Annotated in this window: 15 protein-coding genes and 1 pseudogene; 4 read left to right on the forward strand and 12 right to left on the reverse strand. The window is 44.3% G+C overall.

The genetic code is table 11. From position 1 onward, the window contains the following. Nucleotides 1–87 precede the first annotated feature (87 nt). Nucleotides 88–1,587, reverse strand: a complete 1,500-nt coding sequence (locus M2273_RS21660; protein ID WP_429399861.1) for a catalase — start codon at nucleotides 1,585–1,587, stop codon at nucleotides 88–90. Nucleotides 1,588–1,675: 88 nt separating this feature from the next. Between M2273_RS21660 and M2273_RS21665 the strand changes: the two genes are divergently transcribed. From M2273_RS21665 to M2273_RS21675, 3 genes are all read left to right on the forward strand, one after another. Continuing rightward, nucleotides 1,676–2,611, forward strand: coding sequence for a LysR substrate-binding domain-containing protein (locus M2273_RS21665; RefSeq protein WP_429399862.1), 936 nt, complete (start codon nucleotides 1,676–1,678; stop codon nucleotides 2,609–2,611). A 317-nt stretch (nucleotides 2,612–2,928) separates the two neighbouring features. Then, nucleotides 2,929–5,352, forward strand: a complete 2,424-nt coding sequence (locus M2273_RS21670; protein WP_429399863.1) for a TonB-dependent siderophore receptor — start codon at nucleotides 2,929–2,931, stop codon at nucleotides 5,350–5,352. Between the two features lie 2 nt (nucleotides 5,353–5,354). Then, nucleotides 5,355–6,515, forward strand: a complete 1,161-nt coding sequence (locus tag M2273_RS21675; RefSeq protein WP_429399864.1) for a PepSY-associated TM helix domain-containing protein — start codon at nucleotides 5,355–5,357, stop codon at nucleotides 6,513–6,515. Between the two features lie 150 nt (nucleotides 6,516–6,665). On the opposite strand, the gene M2273_RS21680 is transcribed toward M2273_RS21675, so the two are convergent. The 7 genes from M2273_RS21680 to M2273_RS21710 form a co-directional block, all read right to left on the reverse strand. After that, a complete protein-coding gene (locus tag M2273_RS21680; RefSeq protein WP_429399865.1) occupies nucleotides 6,666–7,694 on the reverse strand; it encodes a 2Fe-2S iron-sulfur cluster-binding protein in 1,029 nt (342 codons plus the stop codon). 5 nt (nucleotides 7,695–7,699) lie between these two features. Continuing rightward, nucleotides 7,700–9,154 (reverse strand): amino acid permease, encoded by a 1,455-nt coding sequence (locus M2273_RS21685; RefSeq protein ID WP_429399866.1) that lies wholly within the window; start codon nucleotides 9,152–9,154, stop codon nucleotides 7,700–7,702. 73 nt (nucleotides 9,155–9,227) lie between these two features. Further along, nucleotides 9,228–10,226, reverse strand: a complete 999-nt coding sequence (locus tag M2273_RS21690; RefSeq protein ID WP_429399867.1) for a zinc-binding dehydrogenase — start codon at nucleotides 10,224–10,226, stop codon at nucleotides 9,228–9,230. Nucleotides 10,227–10,417: 191 nt separating this feature from the next. Then, nucleotides 10,418–11,029 carry a superoxide dismutase gene (locus tag M2273_RS21695; protein WP_429399868.1) on the reverse strand — a complete coding sequence of 204 codons (612 nt, stop codon included), beginning with the start codon at nucleotides 11,027–11,029 and terminating at the stop codon, nucleotides 10,418–10,420. Nucleotides 11,030–11,228: 199 nt separating this feature from the next. Then, nucleotides 11,229–11,702 carry a nucleoside deaminase gene (locus M2273_RS21700; protein WP_429399869.1) on the reverse strand — a complete coding sequence of 158 codons (474 nt, stop codon included), beginning with the start codon at nucleotides 11,700–11,702 and terminating at the stop codon, nucleotides 11,229–11,231. Beyond that, nucleotides 11,703–12,038 (reverse strand): tRNA-binding protein, encoded by a 336-nt coding sequence (locus M2273_RS21705; RefSeq protein WP_429399870.1) that lies wholly within the window; start codon nucleotides 12,036–12,038, stop codon nucleotides 11,703–11,705. A gap of 178 nt (nucleotides 12,039–12,216) precedes the next feature. Continuing rightward, nucleotides 12,217–14,820: a ligase-associated DNA damage response DEXH box helicase gene (locus M2273_RS21710; RefSeq protein ID WP_429399871.1), complete on the reverse strand. Its 2,604-nt coding sequence runs from the start codon at nucleotides 14,818–14,820 to the stop codon at nucleotides 12,217–12,219. An 82-nt stretch (nucleotides 14,821–14,902) separates the two neighbouring features. Between M2273_RS21710 and M2273_RS21715 the strand changes: the two genes are divergently transcribed. Beyond that, nucleotides 14,903–15,568, forward strand: a complete 666-nt coding sequence (locus tag M2273_RS21715) for a hypothetical protein (protein ID WP_429399872.1) — start codon at nucleotides 14,903–14,905, stop codon at nucleotides 15,566–15,568. Nucleotides 15,569–15,812: 244 nt separating this feature from the next. Here the strand turns inward: M2273_RS21715 and M2273_RS21720 are convergent, their stop codons facing one another. From M2273_RS21720 to M2273_RS21735, 4 genes and pseudogenes are all read right to left on the reverse strand, one after another. Further along, entirely contained in the window at nucleotides 15,813–18,674 is a 2,862-nt protein-coding gene (locus M2273_RS21720) for a M16 family metallopeptidase (protein WP_429399873.1), read from the reverse strand. Between the two features lie 70 nt (nucleotides 18,675–18,744). Next, nucleotides 18,745–19,242 carry a DUF2059 domain-containing protein gene (locus M2273_RS21725; protein ID WP_429399874.1) on the reverse strand — a complete coding sequence of 166 codons (498 nt, stop codon included), beginning with the start codon at nucleotides 19,240–19,242 and terminating at the stop codon, nucleotides 18,745–18,747. Nucleotides 19,243–19,245: 3 nt separating this feature from the next. Further along, nucleotides 19,246–20,361 carry an acyltransferase family protein gene (locus tag M2273_RS21730; protein WP_429399875.1) on the reverse strand — a complete coding sequence of 372 codons (1,116 nt, stop codon included), beginning with the start codon at nucleotides 20,359–20,361 and terminating at the stop codon, nucleotides 19,246–19,248. A gap of 313 nt (nucleotides 20,362–20,674) precedes the next feature. Further along, a pseudogene (locus M2273_RS21735) lies at nucleotides 20,675–21,133 on the reverse strand (glucosamine-6-phosphate deaminase); the annotation flags it as partial.

The following is a 21,133-nucleotide window of genomic DNA, read 5'->3' on the forward strand; positions in this document are numbered from 1 at the left end:
GTTCTAAGTCAAAAGTTTTAAGTCCTAAGCCGGCAGTATTTTTAATACAACTGCAGACTTAGGACTTAAAACTTTTGACTTAATACTTTATACCGAAGCCGGCATTTGTTTCATGGTTTCATTCAGATCAAGTTCCAGGCCTTTGGCAATTGCCATACCTAAATTAATATCGGCCCTGAACCAATGGCATAGTTGACGGTTAACTATCTGATCTTTTTTAGGGCCATCAATACCACTCATAGAATTCACAATATTAGTGATCAGGTCATGTTTTGCCTGTCCATCCATTAAACGGTATAAATTACCCGGTTGGGTGTAATGATCGTTTTCGCCTTCGGCGTTGCGGTCATACCAGTCGCCTACAGAGCTGCCAAAATCCCAGGCCGGCTGTTTATAGCTTTGATCAACTTCAATATCATCAAAACTATTAGGGAAATAGTTAGGATTTGAACCCTGGTTGCCATCCACACGCATTTGGCCATCCCTTTCGTAATTACTTACCAGGTACGGGCATTTATTTACAGGGATCTGTTCATAATTACCTCCTAAACGGTAACGGTGCGCATCAGGATATGACAAGATGCGGCCCTGCAGCATTTTATCGGGCGAGTAGCCAACACCATCAACAACATGTGCCGGTGCAAAAGCAGCCTGTTCCACATGGGCAAAATAATTGTCGGGGTTTTCATTAAGCTCCAATATACCAACATCAATTAACGGATAATCGGCATGTGGCCATACTTTGGTAAGGTCAAACGGGTTAATGTGATATGTTTTGGCGTCAGCCTCAGGCATTACCTGAATTTTCAAGGCCCATTTCGGGAAATCGCCATTGTCAATAGCGGTTAACAGGTCATGCTGTGCAAAATCAGGGTTTTTGCCACGCATTTCACCGGCTTCCGCGTCGGTAAAGTTTTTAATACCCTGCTGGGTTTTAAAGTGGAATTTCACCCAGAATCTTTCATTCTGCGCATTGATGAACGAGAAAGTGTGGCTGCCAAAACCATCCATATGGCGATAACCGTAAGGCGTTCCCCTGTCGCTCATCAGTATGGTTACCTGGTGCAGGCTTTCAGGGCTTAATGACCAAAAATCCCACATCATGGTAGCGCTTTTGCAGTTGGTATAGGGGTCGCGTTTTTGGGTGTGAATAAAGTCACCAAATTTCTTTGGGTCCTTTATAAAAAACACTGGTGTGTTGTTACCTACCAGGTCCCAGTTACCGTCTTCTGCATAAAATTTTAGGGCAAACCCTCTTGGGTCGCGCTCCGTATCAGCCGATCCTTTTTCGCCACCTACGGTCGAGAAACGTAAAAATGCCTTGGTTTCTTTACCTATCGTATTAAATATTTTGGCACGGGTGTATTTTGAAATATCGTGGGTGATGGTTAGTTTACCATAAGCGCCTGATCCTTTTGCATGTACCACACGTTCCGGTATACGTTCACGATTAAAGTGAGCCATTTTTTCGTGAAGTATAAAGTCTTGTAACAAGATCGGTCCTCTTGGTCCGGCAGTTAGTGAGTTTTCATTTTCCACATAGGGGATACCGGATGCAGTAGTCAGCTTTTTTTTATTGGTTTCCATATCAAGTTGGTTTTGTTAGTTCAAACTTCATTATAATATTTCAATAGAAAAAATCAATAATTGTTATATTTGAATAGAATTTATCTATATGACCATTACCCAACTTGAATATATTGTAGCCGTTGATACCTACCGGAGTTTTGTATTAGCTGCCGAAAAATGCTTTGTTACGCAACCAACACTGAGTATGCAGGTACAAAAGCTGGAAGATACGCTTGGTGTAAAACTTTTTGACCGTAGCAAACAACCTGTAACACCTACCGAAATTGGTATCGAAATAATTACGCAGGCCCGTATCATGCTGTCGGAAAGTGAAAAAATAAAGGAAATTATTACCGACAGGCAAAAAGAATTATCCGGCGAATTAAGGGTGGGCATTATTCCTACCGTATCTCCTTATATTTTACCCAAAATTATCCGGGGTTTTATTGAAAAGTTTCCGCAGGTTAAGCTGATAGTTTGGGAGCAAACTACCGAGGAAATTGTGCAGCAGTTAAAATTGGGGATGATAGACTGCGGCATCATGTCGACCCCGCTGCATGAAAGCACCTTAACCGAGATCCCTGTTTTTTACGAGAACTTTGTGGCCTACGTATCTAAAAATAGCAAACTTTCAAAAAAGAAAAATATCAACCCCGAGGATATTGATATGGAAGAGATTTGGGTGCTTAACGAGGGGCATTGTATGCGCGAGCAGGTTTTAAACATTTGCCAGCGCCGTAAATCAACTAAAGGATTTTTGCATTTTGAATATAATACCGGGAGTGTTGAAACTCTGAAACGGATGGTTGACCAGAATAACGGCGCCACCATATTGCCTGAACTTGCCCTGGCCGAACTAAGCGACAAACAATTGGACAGGGTGCGTTATTTTAAATCGCCCGAACCTGCCCGCGAGGTAAGCATTGTGATACAGCGTAACTTTTTAAAACGCCGCATGATTGAGGCCCTCAAAAATGAGATACTTGAATTTGTACCCAAACGAATGAAAAGTAAGAAAAAGAAAGAAGTGATTGATATTTGATACAACAATCCGGGCGTTGTTTATATAAGTTAAGTTGCTCAGTAGGCGCTTCTACTGAACCATCTACAATTATGTCATTGCGAGCGCAGCGTGGCAATCTCACAGGATAAGTAACAAACTTTGCTTGTGCAACCTGCACGGTGAGATTGCCACATTGCGCCCATATAGAGAACGTCAAGCTTAGCATTAATGAGAATAATTCTCTTCAGCGATTCTCTTACTAAAAAACCATTATTATTTATAATTATTCTAAATAATTTGGATTGTAAGGCTTTGTATTTTATTTTTGACCATTATTTGTAATTAGTCTAAATAAAATGGAACAACCCCAACTCTCTTTTCACAAAATATTTCTCCCTCTCTTAATTTTATTATCCTTTAGTTCAAATTTCGCTTCGGCGCAGCAAATACGCGGTATTGTTAAAGGTCACATTAAAATTTATAATGACGGCCCGGCCGAAAACGTTTCGGTTACTTTAAAGGGCACCAAGTATGGAACAATTACCGACGCGAATGGCGATTTTAGTTTGCGGGTACCTCAGGGAAAGTACACCCTTGTTATCAGTCACGTTAGTCAAAAGGCACAGGAAGCACAGGTTGAAGTAATGGCTGGCCATCCGGCTGTTGCCAATTTTACGCTGGCCGAAAATGCGAACCAGTTAAATGAAGTGGCCATATCCGGTAAAAGGCAAAAATATAAAGTAGATGCCCCTTCAAATAGTTTGCGGTTGGATGAGCCTTTATTGCAGATTCCTCAAAATATTCAGGTAGTTACATCACAAGTATTGGCCGATCAACAGGTAATCAGCATGAGCGATGGTTTGATACGTAACGTGAGCGGTGCAGTAAGATTAGAGCATTGGGGCGATATGTATACTAATATTACCATGCGCGGTTCGCAGATACAGGCATTCCGGAACGGCTTTAACGTAGTAAGTTCATACTGGGGCCCGCTTACCGAAGACATGAGCTTTGTTGATCATATTGAATTTGTAAAAGGCCCTGCAGGCTTTATGTTGTCTAACGGCGACCCAAGTGGATTATACAATGTGGTTACTAAAAAGCCTACCGGCCAAACAAAAGGCGAAGTTAGCTTTACCACCGGTAGTTTCAATTTGAACCGCGCAACGCTTGATCTTGACGGGAAACTGAGCAAAGATGGAAAACTGCTGTATCGCTTAAACTTATCTGCACAAAACAAGGCCTCGTTCCGTGCTAATGAGTTTAATGACCGTTATGCCATTGCGCCGGTGATTTCTTACCAAATTGACGATAAAACCAAGCTGACGGCCGAGTATGTTTATCAGCGCGCGCATATGTCTGACGTTGGTTCATACTACGTATTCAGCCCTAAAGGCTATGCTGTGCTTCCGCGTAACTTTACCCAGTTACCGGCAGGCCTGCCTCCAACCAATATTAATGATCATAGCTTTAGTTTGAACCTGCAGCACCAGTTAGCTGATAACTGGAAATTGACTGCGCAGGCGGCACGTTACAGCTCTTCGCAACTCGGCACCTCTATGTGGGCCGACACCGTATTTGCCGACGGCCGGTATGTGCGCAACGCAGGTATTTGGGAAGCACAAAGCACTATGTCATTAGCCCAGGTATTTTTAAATGGCAAGGTAACTACCGGTGGCATAGTTCATAAAATTTTAGGGGGCATTGATATGGCAGACAAAAAATATATTGCCGATTATGCTCAAACTAAATCGCTTGATACCAAAGAAACACCTTTTAATCCTTATGAAGAAGGCGTCCCTACATTAAACAACCCTGCAAATGGTTATCCTACGTTTGACCGTACCTTAAATTTAGAGGCGCGTGCAGCAGCAGGATTTGGTCTGATCAACTCACGCTATTCAAGCTTCTATGTGCAAGACGAACTTGGGTTTTTTGATAACAGAGTTAGATTAACATTGGCAGGCCGTTATACCTCCATACAAATGTCAGACTTTAACACTCCGGAAGAAGCTAAGCATTTTACCCCGCGTGTTGGCCTGAGCGTATCCATAGACAATCAAACTTCGGTTTATGGTTTACGCGACCAGACATTTTTACCACAGGCAGGCAGGGTTAGCGTTGGTAAATTACAGCCATTAACCGGTACCAACACCGAGTTTGGTATTAAAAAAGATTGGGCTGATGGCAAATGGAACACTACGCTTTCGGTATACCGCATCTTAAGAAATAACGAGTTAACTGCCGACCCCAATGCTGCTCCTAACTCAGGGTTAAGTATCATATTTGGTCAAAAAAAATCTCAGGGTTTGGAGTTTGACCTGCGTGGTGAAGTGCTACCCGGTTTGAACCTGACTGCAAACTACGCATACACCGATTCAAAAGTGAGCAAAGTAAATCCCGACCTTGCCGCATCTCCAGATAATACTATTAAAGTAGGTGATGTGGTTCCCGGTTACTCAAAACATGTTGCTAACGCTTGGTTGAGCTATAAATTAAGTAGCGGTGGACTAAAAGGTACCGGCATTTCTTTGGGCGGAACTTATCTTGCCGGCCGGCAGACAGATACCTGGAGCGTTGGCCTGGAAAAGTTGCCCAACTACTTTAAAATGGATGCTGGCTTATTTTGGGAAGGTGCGAAAATGCGCATTACCGGCAACGTATTTAATGTGCTTGACAAATATACTTATAGCGGTTCCTATTATTCTTTCCTGAACGCTTATTACTGGCAGGCAGATGCACCGCGCAATTTCCGTTTGAGTATTGCTTACCGATTTTAATAATGACGAGGTTTAAGAAAGTCATATTATTCTGTCACCGCTGGCTCGGGTTTATATCCGGGCTGGTGGTGTTTATTGTGAGTATTACCGGCTGTATATTTTGTTTTCAGGATGAGATACAGGACCTGATACATGATTACCGCAAGGTTGAAGTACAGTACAAACCCTACCTTGATCCATCAGTTTTAAAAGCCGAAGCGCTTAAGGGTCGGAAAGGAGCATCGGCCACTTATATGTACTATTATGGAGTGAACAGGCCTGCTGCCGTACTGGTCAATTTGCCTAAGGACGAAATGTTGTATGTGTATTTAAACCCTTACACCGGCAAAATAACCCATACCGAGAACCCGGCGAAAAACTTTTTTATTATTGTAGAGTACATTCACCTGTACCTGCTGCTGCCTGCTAAGGTTGGCAGCTTAGTGGTGGGCATATCCGTCATTATATTTATGGTGATCATGATCACCGGCCTCATACTCTGGTGGCCCAAACGTAAAAGCGACCGTAAACGCAGCTTTAATATTAAATGGAACGGCCGCTGGCGCAGGGTAAATTACGATCTGCATAATGTACTGGGCTTTTATGCTACCTCCGTAGCCATTATACTGGCTATAACGGGCCTGTCGATGGTTTTTGAATCGGTAAGGGAGGGTATTTATATCACTGCTAACTTAGGCCGGTCATATCCATCAGAAAAAGAGGTGCTGAAGTCTGATTCACTTTTGAAAGGGAAAGTAAAAAACGGTTTTGTGATAGATAAAGCTTTTGCAATTGCGCAGGTGCGGTCGCCCAAAGCCGAGATGTTTCTTATTAATGACGATGCTACTGCTGCTGGTACGGTTGGTATAAGTGCTTACGCCCAAACCCTGCACTATTATAATAGCGACGAATACATTTTTGAAAAATATACAGGCAAACTGCTAAAGCAAACACCTAATGAAAAGAAAAGTACCGGCCTGAAAATGAACGAGATGAATTATGATCTGCATGTGGGCCAAATAGGTGGACTTACCACCAAGATTATCGCTTTTTTAGCCAGTTTGATCTGTGCCTCGCTGCCCATAACAGGGTTTATCATTTGGCTGGGCAAGCGTAAAAAGTCAAAATCAAAAAAAGTAAAAGAGGTGGTGCACAGAAGAGTGCATAAACAGCATTTGACATAGCTTATAAAATTTGTCATGCTGAACTGAGTGAAGCATCTATATTTCCTTCCACACGTCATTGCGAGGTACGAAGCAATCTCTATGCTATACAGAGCAAATTGACTTGCCTGTGTAGAGATTGCTTCGTACCTCGCAATGACGCATTTTTATTTACTCCCCAAACGATATCACCACATCATCACTTATGGGATGACCGGTGCAGGTCAGTATCCAGCCTTCGGCTATGTCGGCATCGGTAAGCACATCATTTTTTACCATTTCAATTTTACCACTGGCGCATTTGGCTGTACAGGTGGAGCATACTCCATTGCGGCAGCTATAAGGCAGCGCTACGTTGTTTTGCAGGGCAGCCTGTAATATGGATTGATTTTCGCCAACGGCCAGGTCATGCACCTCGTTTTTAAATTTGATCCTGATGTTGCGAGGCGGAAAATTGATGATCGAGCTGGTAACAGATACGGTTTCCAATACAAAGTTTTCCCGGCGTATCTGGTTAGGGTTTATACCCATATACACCAGCGCGAACCTGATCATCCGCATATAAGGGAATGGGCCGCAAAGATAAAATTCAGCCTTGCCCAGCTCATGCTGTACAATTTGGCGGGTAAGCTTTTCAACCCTGTCGGTATTCAGTCGGTTGGCCTCGCTGCTGAGCAGGTTAATAATGGTAAACCTATCCGGGTATTTGGCGGCCAGTTCAATCAGTTCATCCTTAAATAATATAGACTTTGCATCCTGGTTACTGTAAATAAGCGTAATCCGACTTTTACCCGGGCGGTTCAGTATATATTTAAGCTGCGAAAATATGGGTGTAATGCCGCTGCCACCTGCAAACAGGAGTATATCTTTTTCCGGCTCAAAGTTGGTTATAGTAAACCGGCCGGCAGGGGTGAGTGCCGTTAATATATCACCCGGATGTTCCTTAGCAAGCATAAAGCGGGAGATCTCTCCATTGGTTATCCGCTTTACGGTGATGGATAAAAGATCCTCATCTGGTGAGGAGCTCAGGGAATATGACCTGCGGATCTCCTCGTTATGGTGATTGAATATCAGGGTAATGAATTGCCCGGCTTTATAATGTATAGGCTTGCCTGTTGTGTTGCTTAAATAAAAGGAAGCGGTATCCGGCGTTTCCCATTTTATCCGTTCAATCTTTAATTTTAGTATATCCTCATTCATGAAAACTATTCCTGCTTAGCCGCAAGCCTTTTTCGTATTACACTGTTCTTTTTACCGTAGGTGAAATATATAACTAAACCAATTGCCAACCAAATTAATAATCGCAGCCAGGTATCGCCGGGCAAAAATGTCATCATGGCAAAGCAAACCAATATGCCCAATATAGGCACAACAGGTACAAACGGTGTTTTAAACGGCCGGTGCACATTGGGCTGCTGTTTACGTAATATAAGTACTCCCGCGCAAACCATCACAAAGGCCAGCAGAGTACCAATACTCGTCATTTCGCCCACCACGCGGATGGGTACAAAAGCAGCGAATAACGCGATAAAGCCGCACAGCACAATGTTTGATTTCCATGGCGTGCGGAATTTAGGGTGCACATCAGAGAATACTTTGGGCAGCAATCCATCTTTCGACATGGAGAAGAATACCCTTGACTGGCCCAGTAAATCAACCAATATAACCGAGGTATAACCTATCAATATAGCCAGCACAATAGCCTTGCTTAACCATTGGTAATGTGTTTTTTCGATAGCGATGGCAACCGGAGCGCCTGAGCCAATGAACTCTTTATAATTAGCCATGCCCGTCATAACATGGGCGAAGATCACGAACAGGATTGTACAAACTACCAGCGAGCCGATGATACCTATGGGCATGTTTCGCTGCGGGTTTTTAGCCTCCTGTGCCGCGGTTGATACGGCATCGAACCCAATGAATACGAAGAAAACCAATCCCGCGCCCCGTAATATGCCCGACCATCCATAATCTCCCCATACGCCTGTATTTTGCGGGATATAAGGGTGATAGTTTTGCGGGTTGATGAACGACCAGCCAACAGCTATGAACACCAGTACCACACCCACCTTTAAACTTACAATAATGGCATTAACCAAAGCCGAACCTTTTGTACCCCGGATGATGATACTTGTAACAATAATAACTATTAAGGCCGCGGGCAGGTTAATAATACCGCTCACCACATCGCCATTGGCAGCTTTGGCGGTTTCAAAAGGGGATAAGGTAAGCTGCGGGGGCAGGTAAAGATCAAACCAGGACAGGAATTTAGTGAGGTATTGCGACCAGCTAATGGCCACGGTAGCGGCACCAACGGAATATTCAAGCACCAGGTCCCAGCCAATGATCCAGGCAAAAAGCTCGCCCATAGTAGCATAAGAATAGGTATAAGCACTGCCCGCAACCGGTATCATGGCCGAAAACTCGGCATAACAAAGTGCGGCGAATGTACAGCCTAAAGCAGCTATCAGGAAGGAGATGGTTACCGCTGGTCCTGAATGCTGACCGGCCGCGATACCGGTTAATGAAAATAACCCTGCTCCTATGATGATGCCTATCCCGATCAATATCAGGTTAACCGGGCCAAGTGTGCGTTTTAATGAATGTTCTCCTACTTCTGCCGACTCTTTCAGCAGCAGGTCTATGGGTTTTTTGATCATGCCTAAATAAAGTCCACAAAATTAGTAGATTATTAGGCAATCGCGCTATATACAAATGTTTAAACAGCTATTATTAGAGGTTCTGCAGTACAATTTTACCAAACTGTGAGGAATTTTCCATTTTGTCAATGGCTTTTTGCGCATCCCTCAGCGGAAACACTTCATCAACTATGGGAATTATCTTATGCTCGTTTACAAATTGTAGCATAGCCGTAAAATCAGCTGTGGTGCCCATGGTGGTGCCCAGGAGTTGCAATTGCTTCCAGAATATCTTGCGTCCGTCAAGTGCAGGGATATTACCTACTGTTCCGCCAAAGATCACGATGCGCCCGCCGGGATTACAAAGATCAGGGAATTTGGCAAACCCCGGACCCAGGGCACTATCAATAATGATATCAAAACCGTGAACGATCAGTTTCAGTTGTTCGGCCCAATCCTGCGCCTTATAATTTACGCCTGCTGCCGCGCCCAGGTGTTTGGCGCGTTCAATTTTTTCGCCATTGCCCGAGGTTACAAAAACCTGGCATCCGGCAGCTACAGCCCATTGCAGTGCAAAAGCGCCCGTCCCCGCGCCAACGCCAGATATCAAAACCCTATCGCCTTTTTTGGCTTTAGCTTTGGTAAATAATGCGCGGTAAGCGGTTAGCCCGGCCAGCGGAATGGCTGCGGCCTGATCCCAGGTTAAATGAGCGGGTTTGGGGTGCAGATATTCTACACGGGTTTTTACATATTCGGCAAAAGTGCCATTATCGGGCAGGCCCAATATCTTAAAATCCGCTCCTTGGTAATCATCACTCTGGCCATAGTTGTTGCTTGGGTTGATGACCACTTCCTGGTTTAGCCAGTGATTATCCTGCTCACTGCCAACTTCGGCAACTGTACCGGCCCCGTCTGATCCTAATATGGATGGATATTTGATACCGGCATACCGGCCTATGGTTATCCAGTAGTCGCGGCGGTTTAATGCGGCGGCTTTTATATGTACTAATACTTCGCCGGGAGCAAGGGTTGGTTTTTCAACCTCTTTATATACCAGTGGTTTATCGGCGGCTTCTAAAACGATGGCTTTCATAGGGATGATGGTTTTTCAACCTAACTTGTCATCCTGAGCGCAGCGAAGAATCTTATCTTCACCATACATGTCGGTGAATAGATCCTTCGCTGCGCTCAGGATGACAAGTTAAATTATATAAAATAAAATTAAATAAAAAAAGCGGCAGAATTGTTTAAACTCTGCCGCTTTAAATTTATAGGTTCTTAATATTAAGCTGTTGCTTTTGCGTAAAGCTCGGCAACTTGTTTCCAGTTGATCACGTTCCAGATAGCCGCTAAATAATCAGGGCGACGGTTTTGATATTTCAGGTAGTAAGCATGTTCCCAAACATCAATACCTAAAACTGGTGTGCCTTTTACTTCGGCAATATCCATTAATGGGTTGTCTTGGTTTGGAGTTGATGTAATAGCCAGTTTTTTATCGGCAGTAACAATTAACCATGCCCAGCCCGAACCGAAACGGGTTGCACCAGCTTCAGACACTTTAGTTTTAAAATCGGCAAATGAACCGAAAGTGCTTTTTATAGCATCGGCTAAAGCGCCAGTAGGCTCGCCGCCTCCGTTTGGAGAAAGCAATGTCCAGAATAAAGAGTGGTTGTAATGACCACCACCATTGTTGCGTACAGCAGGCGGAAATTTTGAAATATTTTTAATGATATCATCAATGCTGCTATCAGCTTCAGGTTTACCTTCAAGGGCTTTATTTAAGTTGGTTACGTAAGCCTGATGGTGTTTGCCATGGTGAATTTCCATGGTCAGTTTATCAATGTGCGGTTCCAGAGCATCGGTAGCGTAAGGTAACGCCGGTAGTGTAAATGCCATAATTGTTTATTATTAAAGTTTAAAAGTTTAATGTTGTGACGTAACAAATATAAGAGTTGAACTCAGTTTTTGTTCTAAAAAGTTTGTCAGGTATTTGTCTGGAATCAGAATTTACAGAATGTGAGAAGTCTTCAGGGGTTATCAAATTCGAATAACCCATTCTCTTAATTTATAAATTCTGAAAACTTTGATTCAGACATCATTTTTTCCGCTTCCCTTTAAAGAAACTTTTTACCAGTTCGGCACATTCGTTTTCACGGATGCCTCCGGTAATAACCGTTTTGGGATGGGTTATTTTTTGATTAAGCCTGCCAAAGCCAAGCTTGGTATCATAAGCGCCAAAAACAATCCTGCTCACCTGGAACCAGTAGGATGCCCCGGCACACATTACACAAGGCTCCATAGTTACATATAAAGTACAGCCCGGCAAATACTTACCACCCATGGAGTTGGCCGCGGCGGTTAATGCCTGCATTTCGGCATGTGCCGATACATCGCTCAATCGCTCGGTTAAGTTGTGGCCACGCCCTATGATCTTGCCGCCGTATACCACAATGGCGCCAATGGGTATCTCATCTTCTTCAAGAGCATAGCGGGCTTCTTTTAAAGCCTCGCCCATGAAAAAATCGTCGGGCGAAATAGCGGGCTCGTCCTCAAAATTGATATATCTCATTTAAATAAGTTTACTACCGTTTGGCACGGGTTTATCAATGGCGGCTAAAACTATATCGCCATTTTCATCGGCAAAACCGGTAACCAAAAATTCCGACATGAAATTAGCGATCTGTTTTTTAGGAAAGTTGATGACCGCGACGATCTGTCTGCCGGTTAATTCTTCTTTGGTATAATGTTTAGTGATCTGCGCACTTGACCATTTAATGCCGAACTCCCCAAAATCAACCTTTACCTTAAAGGCGGGTTTGCGTGCTTCGGGGAAATCTGCTGCTTCCAGAATAGTTCCAACCCTGAGTTCTACTTGCTCAAAATCGTGCCAGGTAATAGTTTCCATGAGGGCAAAGGTATAAAGCCTGGTGGAATTTATGTGTAGATGTGCAAATTTCAGGGCCTCACCCAACCCTCTCCAAAGGAGAGGGCTTTAAAACACTTTCAAAGTCTCCCCCCTTTGGGGGAGATTTAGAGGGGGCTTCTTGCTTCGTGCCTCAATGATGTGTTTTTTAGGTATCGAGCTAAAAGCCTTTCTTCCTGGTAATTCCGGATTTTCGGTTTCTGCGATTTTCGGCGGGTTCGGCAACACCTTCGGCACCGTAGCTTCGTGCCATTTTGGCTATTCGCTCTTCCATGGTTTCGGTGGTCAATCTTTCACGGCCAAGGCTGTCAACCATAATAGGGAAAGCAAATGGAGTAGGGCGTTCAATTACTTTAAGAATAATGTTTTGTGTAGCTATGCGCTGCAGCGCTGCCCTGAGTCTAAACTCCTCCAGTTGAAAAGCGAGCGCCTCGTTATAAGCCTGCCGCACCAACAGGTTATCGGGCTCATACTCGGTAAATACCTCGAACAATAAGGAGGTAGATGCCTGTAAGTGCTTGTTTTTTACCTGCTGACCGGGGTATCCTGTAAACACAAGTCCGCCGATGTGGGCTATATCCCTGAAACGGCGGCGTGCCATTTCGTTGGCATTTAAACTGTGCTGAATATCATCCAACAGGTTATCAATCGAAAAAAAGCTGACATCTTCCAGTACCTCGTCAATAGGTACATCCTCATCTGTGAGTAGCTCAAATCCATAATCGTTCATGGCGATGGAGAAGCTGGCGGGTTTTATTTTGCTGATGCGAAAGGCCAGCAACGAAGCCATACCCTCATGTACCAACCGGCCCTCAAAGGGGTAAAATAACAGGTGGTGCCCCTCGCGCGATTTAAATGACTCGATCAAAAACTCATGACTTTGGGGCAGGTGCGAAAGTTCCTGCTGCAAATTAAATAAGGGTTTAAGAGCGATAACTTCTTCATCTTTTTCAATACCATGCGCTACCTCATCCAGTTTATCCCTGAACACGGCAGATAGTTGCGACGATAAAGGCATCCGGCCACCATTCCAGCTGGGGATGAGGCCCTTGTTGGAGTTTGATTTTTTTACATAGGCGGTCATTTCTTTAACCCGGATAAATTCGAGGCTGCGGCCCGCGAACCAAAAGGTGTTACCCGGCTTTAATTTGGATACAAATGATTCTTCGATAGTGCCCAGGCTGCCGCCGCTCAGCCATTTTACCCGGATGCTCAGCTCGCTGGTAATGGTACCTATACTAAGCCGGTGACGCATAGCCACCCGCCTGCTGTTTACTTTGTACAGGCCATTTTCAACCTCCACCTTTAAAAACTCATCATATTGCGCCAGGGTTTTGCCGCCGCTGGTTATAAAATCAAGCAGCTGACCAAATTCATTACGGGTGATATCGGCAAAGGCATAAGTGCTTTTTACCTCTTTAAACAATTCATCGGCCCTGAAACCATCCGATACGGCCAGCGTAACCATGTACTGGATCAGCACATCCATGGTAAGCAACATAGGGTCGCGGCTTTCAAAAATGCCTTTTCTGATGGCCTCTTTAAGGGCGGCACCCTCCAGCAGCTCGAGCGAGTGTGTGGGCACAAAATAGGCTCTTGATACCGCGCCCGGGTGATGACCACTTCGCCCGGCACGCTGCATAAAACGGGCAACTCCCTTCGGGCTGCCTACCTGAACCACAGTATCTACCGGTCGAAAATCTACCCCCAGATCTAAACTCGATGTGCATACCACTACTTTCAGAGCTTCGGCGTGCAGAGCCTGCTCTACCCAGTTACGCAGCTCATTATCCAACGAGCCGTGGTGCATGGCCATGATGCCTGCATACTCCGGATAGTTATCTAAAATGGCATGGTACCAGATTTCGGATTGTGAACGCGTATTGGTAAATATCAAAGTGGTTTTGCTGCGCGCCACGATCTCCATCACCTGCGGCAACAGCTTTAAACCTATGTGGCCAGCCCAGGAGTAATTCTCCACATTATCAGGGATGATTGATTTTATTTCCAGTTTTTTATCCAGGTTGGCCCGCACCATTTTTATTCGTTCCGGCGGAAAATCGTTGCCTAACAATACTTCGGCAGCCTGCTCTAAATTGCCAATGGTTGCGCTGATGCCCCAGATACGAAGCCCAAAGTCTGAAGTTTGAAGTTCTAAGTTTGAAAGTTTTGCATGGGGTTTATTGTTTTCACTTTGGACTAAAGACTCAGAACTCAAGGCTTTTAACTTAGACAACCCCAGCTCCACCTGTACGCCGCGTTTGGTGCCTAAAAGTTCGTGCCATTCATCAATCACTACTATCTGCAGGTTGCTGAACATTTTGGGGTATTCTTTTTGGGCCAGCATCAGGTGCAGGCTTTCCGGGGTGGTGAGCAATACTTCGGGCAGCTTTCGCTTCAGGGCTTGCTTTTCGGCAGCTGATGTATCTCCGGTGCGGGTGGCAATCTGCCATGGCAAACCTATTTCGTCACAAGATTCCTGCATGGCCTTCCTGATGTCGTTTGTCAAGGCACGCAGCGGGGTTATCCACAGCATGAGCAGGCCGTTGTTCTTTTGAGTAGTATAAGTGTCGGGATGTTTATTAATAAAATTGGCCAGGAAAGGCAAAAACAGTGCGAAGGTTTTACCACTACCGGTAGGCGCATTCTGCAAACCTGAGTAGCCGGCAAGGTAGGCTGCTTCCATTTCCTGCTGAAAAGGGAACTGCTGCCAGTTTTTTTGCTTGTACCATTGCTGTATAACCTGTTGGCCTTTTGTGATCATTATTTGTTCAACAAATTAATGTTAATTTGGTTAGGTAAATAACCCGGCCAACAAAATAAATATAATACTGTTATGTTGATATATGACGAAGAACTCCCTTATAATATTATTACTGAGTGCAGGTCTGTTTGCCTGTAATCAATCCACAAAAAAACAGACACCTGCCGATACCACACAACAAGCCGCCGATACCGGCAAAGTAAAACAGCCTATATTAGACGACTCCATAGCCAAAAGCCCGGCCACAACCGATACAGGTACAACAAAAACAATATCTGCCGACCAGCTCATTAGTCCCGGTAGGGGCATTGGACGCATATTATTGAACGAAGATGTTGAAAATGTTAGTCAGTTATTAGGGCGACCTGATAGTTCTGATGCCGCTATGGGAAGCTCATTAATGGTGTGGTACGCTAAGCACAATAGTTCGGGGTACAAAACCAGTGTGTTTTCGCATCGGAATATGGGAGGTAAGGACGAGAACATTAGCCGGATTCAGAAAATATTGATCACTTCGCCGGAGTTTAAAACAGCTGATGGTGTTGGAGTGGGCGCTATGCGTGATGAAATTAAAAAAGCTTACGACCTAAAACCAACCAGTGATTATAAAAATAAAGACGGCAAAGTGCAGGTTTATACCGATATGGATAAAGGCATTTCTTTTGAAATAGATGCCAGTAACAAATGCGTTGGCGTAGTGGTGCATAAAGCCCACGATGCGGCATCGGCCTATTTGAATATGCATTGAGAATCATCAAGCCAAATTAAAAATGAGTAGGGACGAGTGCGATTCCTTCCTTGGGGAAGGGGAGGAAGGGGTTTAGTAAATAATGCAAGCTTGTGTCATGTGTAGAAACCCCTCCCTGCTACCGCGCTATCCAACCGCGCCCCTCCCAAGGGAGGGAATTAAAGCACGTTAAGCACAAAACAAGAACGCCCTGCCAGGATCATCTGGCGGGGCGTTCTTAATATATCCCAATGGGAGAAAAAACTTATTTTTTCTCAGGCATTAATATTAGTTTGATGAGGTTTTTGCCACTCAGGTATTTGTTTGCAGCATCTTTGGTGCTTTGCACGGTTACCTGTTCCAGGTTGTTTACATGGCTCAATATCTGATCAGGGTTTTCCTTATTTTGTGATGATGAGGCCAAATATCCAGCCCAGAAGATATTTTCTTTCAATTGCTCCTGGGTTGAACGGGCCTCTTTAGCTACAAATTTTTGGATATCGGCAGGCAAGGCCCCGTTTTGTTTGATCTTGGCAATTTCCTCTAATGTGGCATTTACCATTTTATCTACATTTTCAGGGGCACATCCAAAATAAACAGAGATAGTATATCTGCCGCTTGGGGTTTTATGGTACCCTGCTCTTACACCCGGCGCATAAACACCGCTTTCCTGCTCGCGCAGGCGCTCTATCAATTTAATGTTAAGCACCTCTTCCAGTGCATCCATCTGCAAATTGTTGGCTTCGTTGTAGTCAAACTCACCACTAAAAACCAACTGCACGCTGCTTTTTTCGCCAACACCTTTATTAACGGTTGTATTGATCAATCCTGCCGCGGGATGTATATCCAGGTTTTTATAGGTTTCATTACTGTTGGTTGATGGCAAGGCTCCTAAATAATGCTCCAGGTAAGGCTTAATAGTTTCTACATTAAAATTACCTACAAGGGTAAAAGTAAAGCCGCTTGCATCGGCAAACCTGCTTTTATAAAAAGAATAAGCTTTATCAAGTGATGCCGCGTTTAACCTGGCTGGTGTGGTAACCATAGCGCGGAAATTATAATTACTTAATACAGCTGCCACGGTATCCTGGAATACGCTTACCGGATCAAGGCCACGGTTGGTTAATAATGAGCGGGTTTGGTCAATTTGCGATTGCCAAATATCCTTGTCTTTACGTGGCTGGGTAAAATACAGGTAGATAAGCTGCAATGCAGTTTCAAAATCAGCAGGTGACGTGCTACCGCTTATTCCCTGTGTAAATTCGCTGATGTATGGCGAAATGTTCACATTTTTACCAGCCAGTTTTTTATCAAGCTGCCCCTGGTTAAACTGGGCTATACCACTGTTGCTTATTATGGCGGTAGCTAGGTTTGCCGATGTAAAATCATCATCATTGGCTAAGGAGGTACCGCCAAAGGCGTATCCGTTTATCAATATCTGATCGTTCCTGAACTCTGTGGGTTTTAAAATTACTTTTACGCCATTACCCAATGTTAAGGTGGTTGTACCAATGGCATCATCTGCAACCTGATTGGTAACCTTGCTGCCATCGGGCAATTTGCTAATCAACGGATCTGACGATACATTATCAACATAGGCGGTTACATTTTGCCCTGCTGTGCTTATCCATTGTAATAATGTTTTTTCGGCAGGTAGTTTGTCTTTTTCCTTATCAGGCGCTTCTACGATCACCACCCTGTTTTGGTCGCTGATGAATTTACCGGCAAGCGCATTCATTTCGGCAAGGGTTATTTTGCCAATGTTGTTCACATAAAAATTGTATTCATATTCAATACCTGGTATGGCTTCGCCTGTTAAAAAGTGTTGCTGGTACTCCCGTACAAAATTTACCGAGCGGGTTTTGTTTCTTTCTCTAAAGGCATTTCCCATTTGTACCAGGGCATCCTGTTTGGCCCTTTCCAATTCGGTAAGCGTAAAGCCAAACTTGCGCGCACGTTCTGTTTCAGCAACTACGGCTTTAATAGCGCCTTCCAGCTCACCCGGCCGGGCTACAGCTATGGAAGTAAAGGCATCTTGCTCGCCCAAAAAACCACCATAGCTTGATCGCCCAAATAAAAATGGAGGGGTTGCTTTTTGCAACAGTTCGCCCAGGCGAGCATTAAGCATCTGGTTAAACAATTGCTCCCTGATCTGCTGCATATAATCAGTTGTTGTTTTGGTTGTTGTTCCGGGATGCTTTACTATGATTTGGGCAAGGGTATATGGAAATTCAGCATCTGTAGCTATTTTAACCGCAGTACCGGGAGTTGCTGGTACGGTATATTTTACACGTGGTTTTTCGGCCGGTGGATTTTGCAGCTGAGAGAAATTTTGCTTTATCAGTTGCTCAACCCGTTTAGGGTCAAAATCACCAACAGCTATAACAGCTTGCAGATCGGGGCGGTACCAGTCGTGGTAAAAACTTTTAATAGTTTCCGGTTTAAAGTTTTTCAGCACATCATCCTTACCAATAGGCAAACGTAAAGCATAGCGTGAGTTATTAAGCAATACAGGTAAGGTTTGATTTTGTAAACGTTCCTGGGCATTTTTACCACGCAGGCGCTCTTCTTCTAAAACAACACCACGTTCCTTATCTATTTCTGCAGGGTCAAAGCTCACATATCCTGCCCAGTTGGCCAATATTTTAAAACCATTCTCAAAAATTTTAACGGTATCAGATGGTATTGGCAGCTGATATACGGTTTCGTTAAATGATGTATAAGCGTTTAGATCGGCACCAAATTTTACCCCTGATTTTTGAAGATAATCAACCATTTCATTTTTAGGGAAATCGCGGGTGCCGTTAAAGGCCATGTGCTCGGTAAAGTGAGCAAGTCCTTGCTGGTCATCAGCTTCTAAAACCGAACCGGCTTTATTTACCAGGTATAACTCAGCTTTGTTTTTAGGTTCAACGTTTTGCCTGATATAGTAGGTTAATCCGTTGGGCAGCTTGCCAATGATCACCTGGTCGTCAACGGGCAATACATCAGCTTTTGCTTTTGCCTGCGCAACAACGGGTTTGCCTTTGGACGATGGAGCCGGCTTTTTTTTAACCTGCGCAAAAGCGCCTGCCGAGGTTATGATCAAAGCTAAGGCAAGTGCGGAAAGCTTGAGGTTTAATTTCATATATTAATTGGGGAATATTTTATGCTAAGATGCAAAACGAAATTATTAGTTACAAGTTGCAAAATGTTAATTATTGCTTGGTAGCCGGAGGCGTATCCTTTTCAAAGGCATCTTTCATCATTTGTTCCAGTTCCGGTCGGTGGTCGGCAACGGCCTGCTGACCTATTGCCATTCCTTTTTGGGTTAGTACAGTGAGTTTTGAGCTGATTTTTTTTCCAAGCGGGGTATTGTAAAATGCAGACAGCTTTATAAGTTCATCTTCAGTGAATTCGGCAGCATACACGGTAGCAATTTTATCTTTAAGCATATCCCATGTAAAATATTTAGCGATGAAAGTATTCATTACTTTTAAATAGGACGCACGATGTTCTTCCGGTATTTGAGCACTTGACGATTTGATCATGTTATCCATAACGCTGCCAAATTGATTATTTACACCCGTGGCAGTTAAAAAGTCATCGGCTGCTTTCAGGTGCGATGCCGTAAAAGCCGGGGCAGCGGTTTGTGCTTTGAGGCAGGTAGTTGATAAAACAAGTAATGTGATAAGGGCGATAAGGTTTAGTTTCATGATTTATATTTTGATAAAGATTTTTTTGATGTAGAATAACCACATAACCAGCCATAGTATGGCTACTGTAAATATGGCGCTTGCCAATGAGGCGTTAACAGGTGAAAAATAAGGTACAAACAGCGTTTGATAGATTGATGCCCCGCCAATTTTGATCATACCCATATAATGCGGAATAAAGCCTGATAGCACATACGCGGTAATGGCATTGGCCCCAAAAACAACAAAAGGGTAAGTAAATCTTTTATGGCCCTGCACATCAATAAGCCAATAGCTAATGGCCAAGGCAATGGTGGCCAGTCCGCCGGTGTATAGTACAAATGAGCTTGTCCACAGCGCTTTGTTGATGGGGAAAAACAAGTCCCAGATCAAGCCGGCTACAACTGCTATTACCCCGTAGGTAAACATCCAGCTTACTTTAACATTTTCATCACGGTCCTTCCGTTTTAACCAGCTGCCTACCCTTATACCAAACAAGCCGGTGGCTACTGCGGGCAGTGTGCCCAGCAAACCTTCAGGGTCCCAGGTATGCGATTCGCGCCAGAGGTGGTTGGTAGTAAATACCAGTCTGTCTATCCAGGCGCCCATGTTGGTTTCGGGCTCCAGATTGGCATAACCCACACCCGGTACCGGGATACAGGTCATGATAATGAAATAACCAATTAATGCCGAGGCAAATATCCAGTCGCGGGTTTTTTGTGAGGTTTTTAAATAAAATACGGTACAGATAAAGTAAACCAGTGCGATACGTGGCAATACTCCCGGGAAACGCAAATGTGCAAACCCTCCTTCAGGATGAAAAATAAACTGCGTGATCCACGGAATGGCGATGAGTATAAGCGTACGACGCAAGGCATTTAATATCATTTTGCCATGCGGCACGGTTGCCTTCTTGCTCTCCATAGCATAAACCACTGCTACACCAACCATGAACAAAAAGAAAGGGAACACCAGATCGGTAGGTGTACATCCATTCCATTTAGAATGTTCCAGCGGTGGATAAATATGCCCCCAGTCGCCGGGATCATTTACCAGTATCATAGCGGCAATGGTTGCGCCGCGCATTACATCAAGTGAAACAAGTCGTGTGGGTTTTTCAGTAGTAATGGTTGAGGTCATTCAATATATTTTAGAGCTATTAATTTTATATTAATATGGTGCCTGGGTTTAATTTGAGTTTTAAAAAGCAGGGGTAAGTGCGATTCCTTCCCTTGGGAAGGGGAGGAAGGGGTTAAACTAATCGCATAGACCCCTCCCTACCACTACACCAATCCATCGCGCCCCTCCCAGGGGAGGGAATTAAAATGTCTATATATTTCTATTTTCCGTTGCCCGTGTCCTCACGGCAACTTTCTTTATTTCAACGAATAAATGCAAATCGTCTGTGAAGACACAGACGATGGGATGAAACTCAAAACTCATCACTCACTACTCAAAACTTGTACCGCATAAACGCCTCCATGGCCTCATATTCAGCAAGTCCGAGGCGGTCATAACGCTGAGCAGTATCCCGGGTGCGGTCCTCGGCACGTACCCAGAACTCGCGGGCATCATCACCCGGGAACACCGGACGGTCCTTTTGCGACTGGTGTTTGAAGATAGCATTCCGCTTGCGGATCACCTCCTGCGGGGAAAGTGGCACGGCCATTTCAATCTCATAGGTTTCAAACTCATGCCATGCCCCGCGGTACATCCACAGCCAGCAGTCTTTTACCCAGTCCTCGGTGTCTTTTAAACGGTCCAAAGCGGCCAGGATAATGTTAAAACAAACGAGGTGGGTACCGTTCGGATCGGCGAAATCACCGGCGGCAAAAATCTGCTGCGGTTTTATTTTTTGCAGCAGGTCGATGGTGAGCTGGATATCTGCCTCACCCACGGTGTTCTTTTTGGT

The sequence above is a fragment of the Mucilaginibacter lappiensis genome (assembly GCF_050433765.1).
Classification (GTDB): Bacteria; Bacteroidota; Bacteroidia; order Sphingobacteriales; family Sphingobacteriaceae; genus Mucilaginibacter; species Mucilaginibacter lappiensis_A.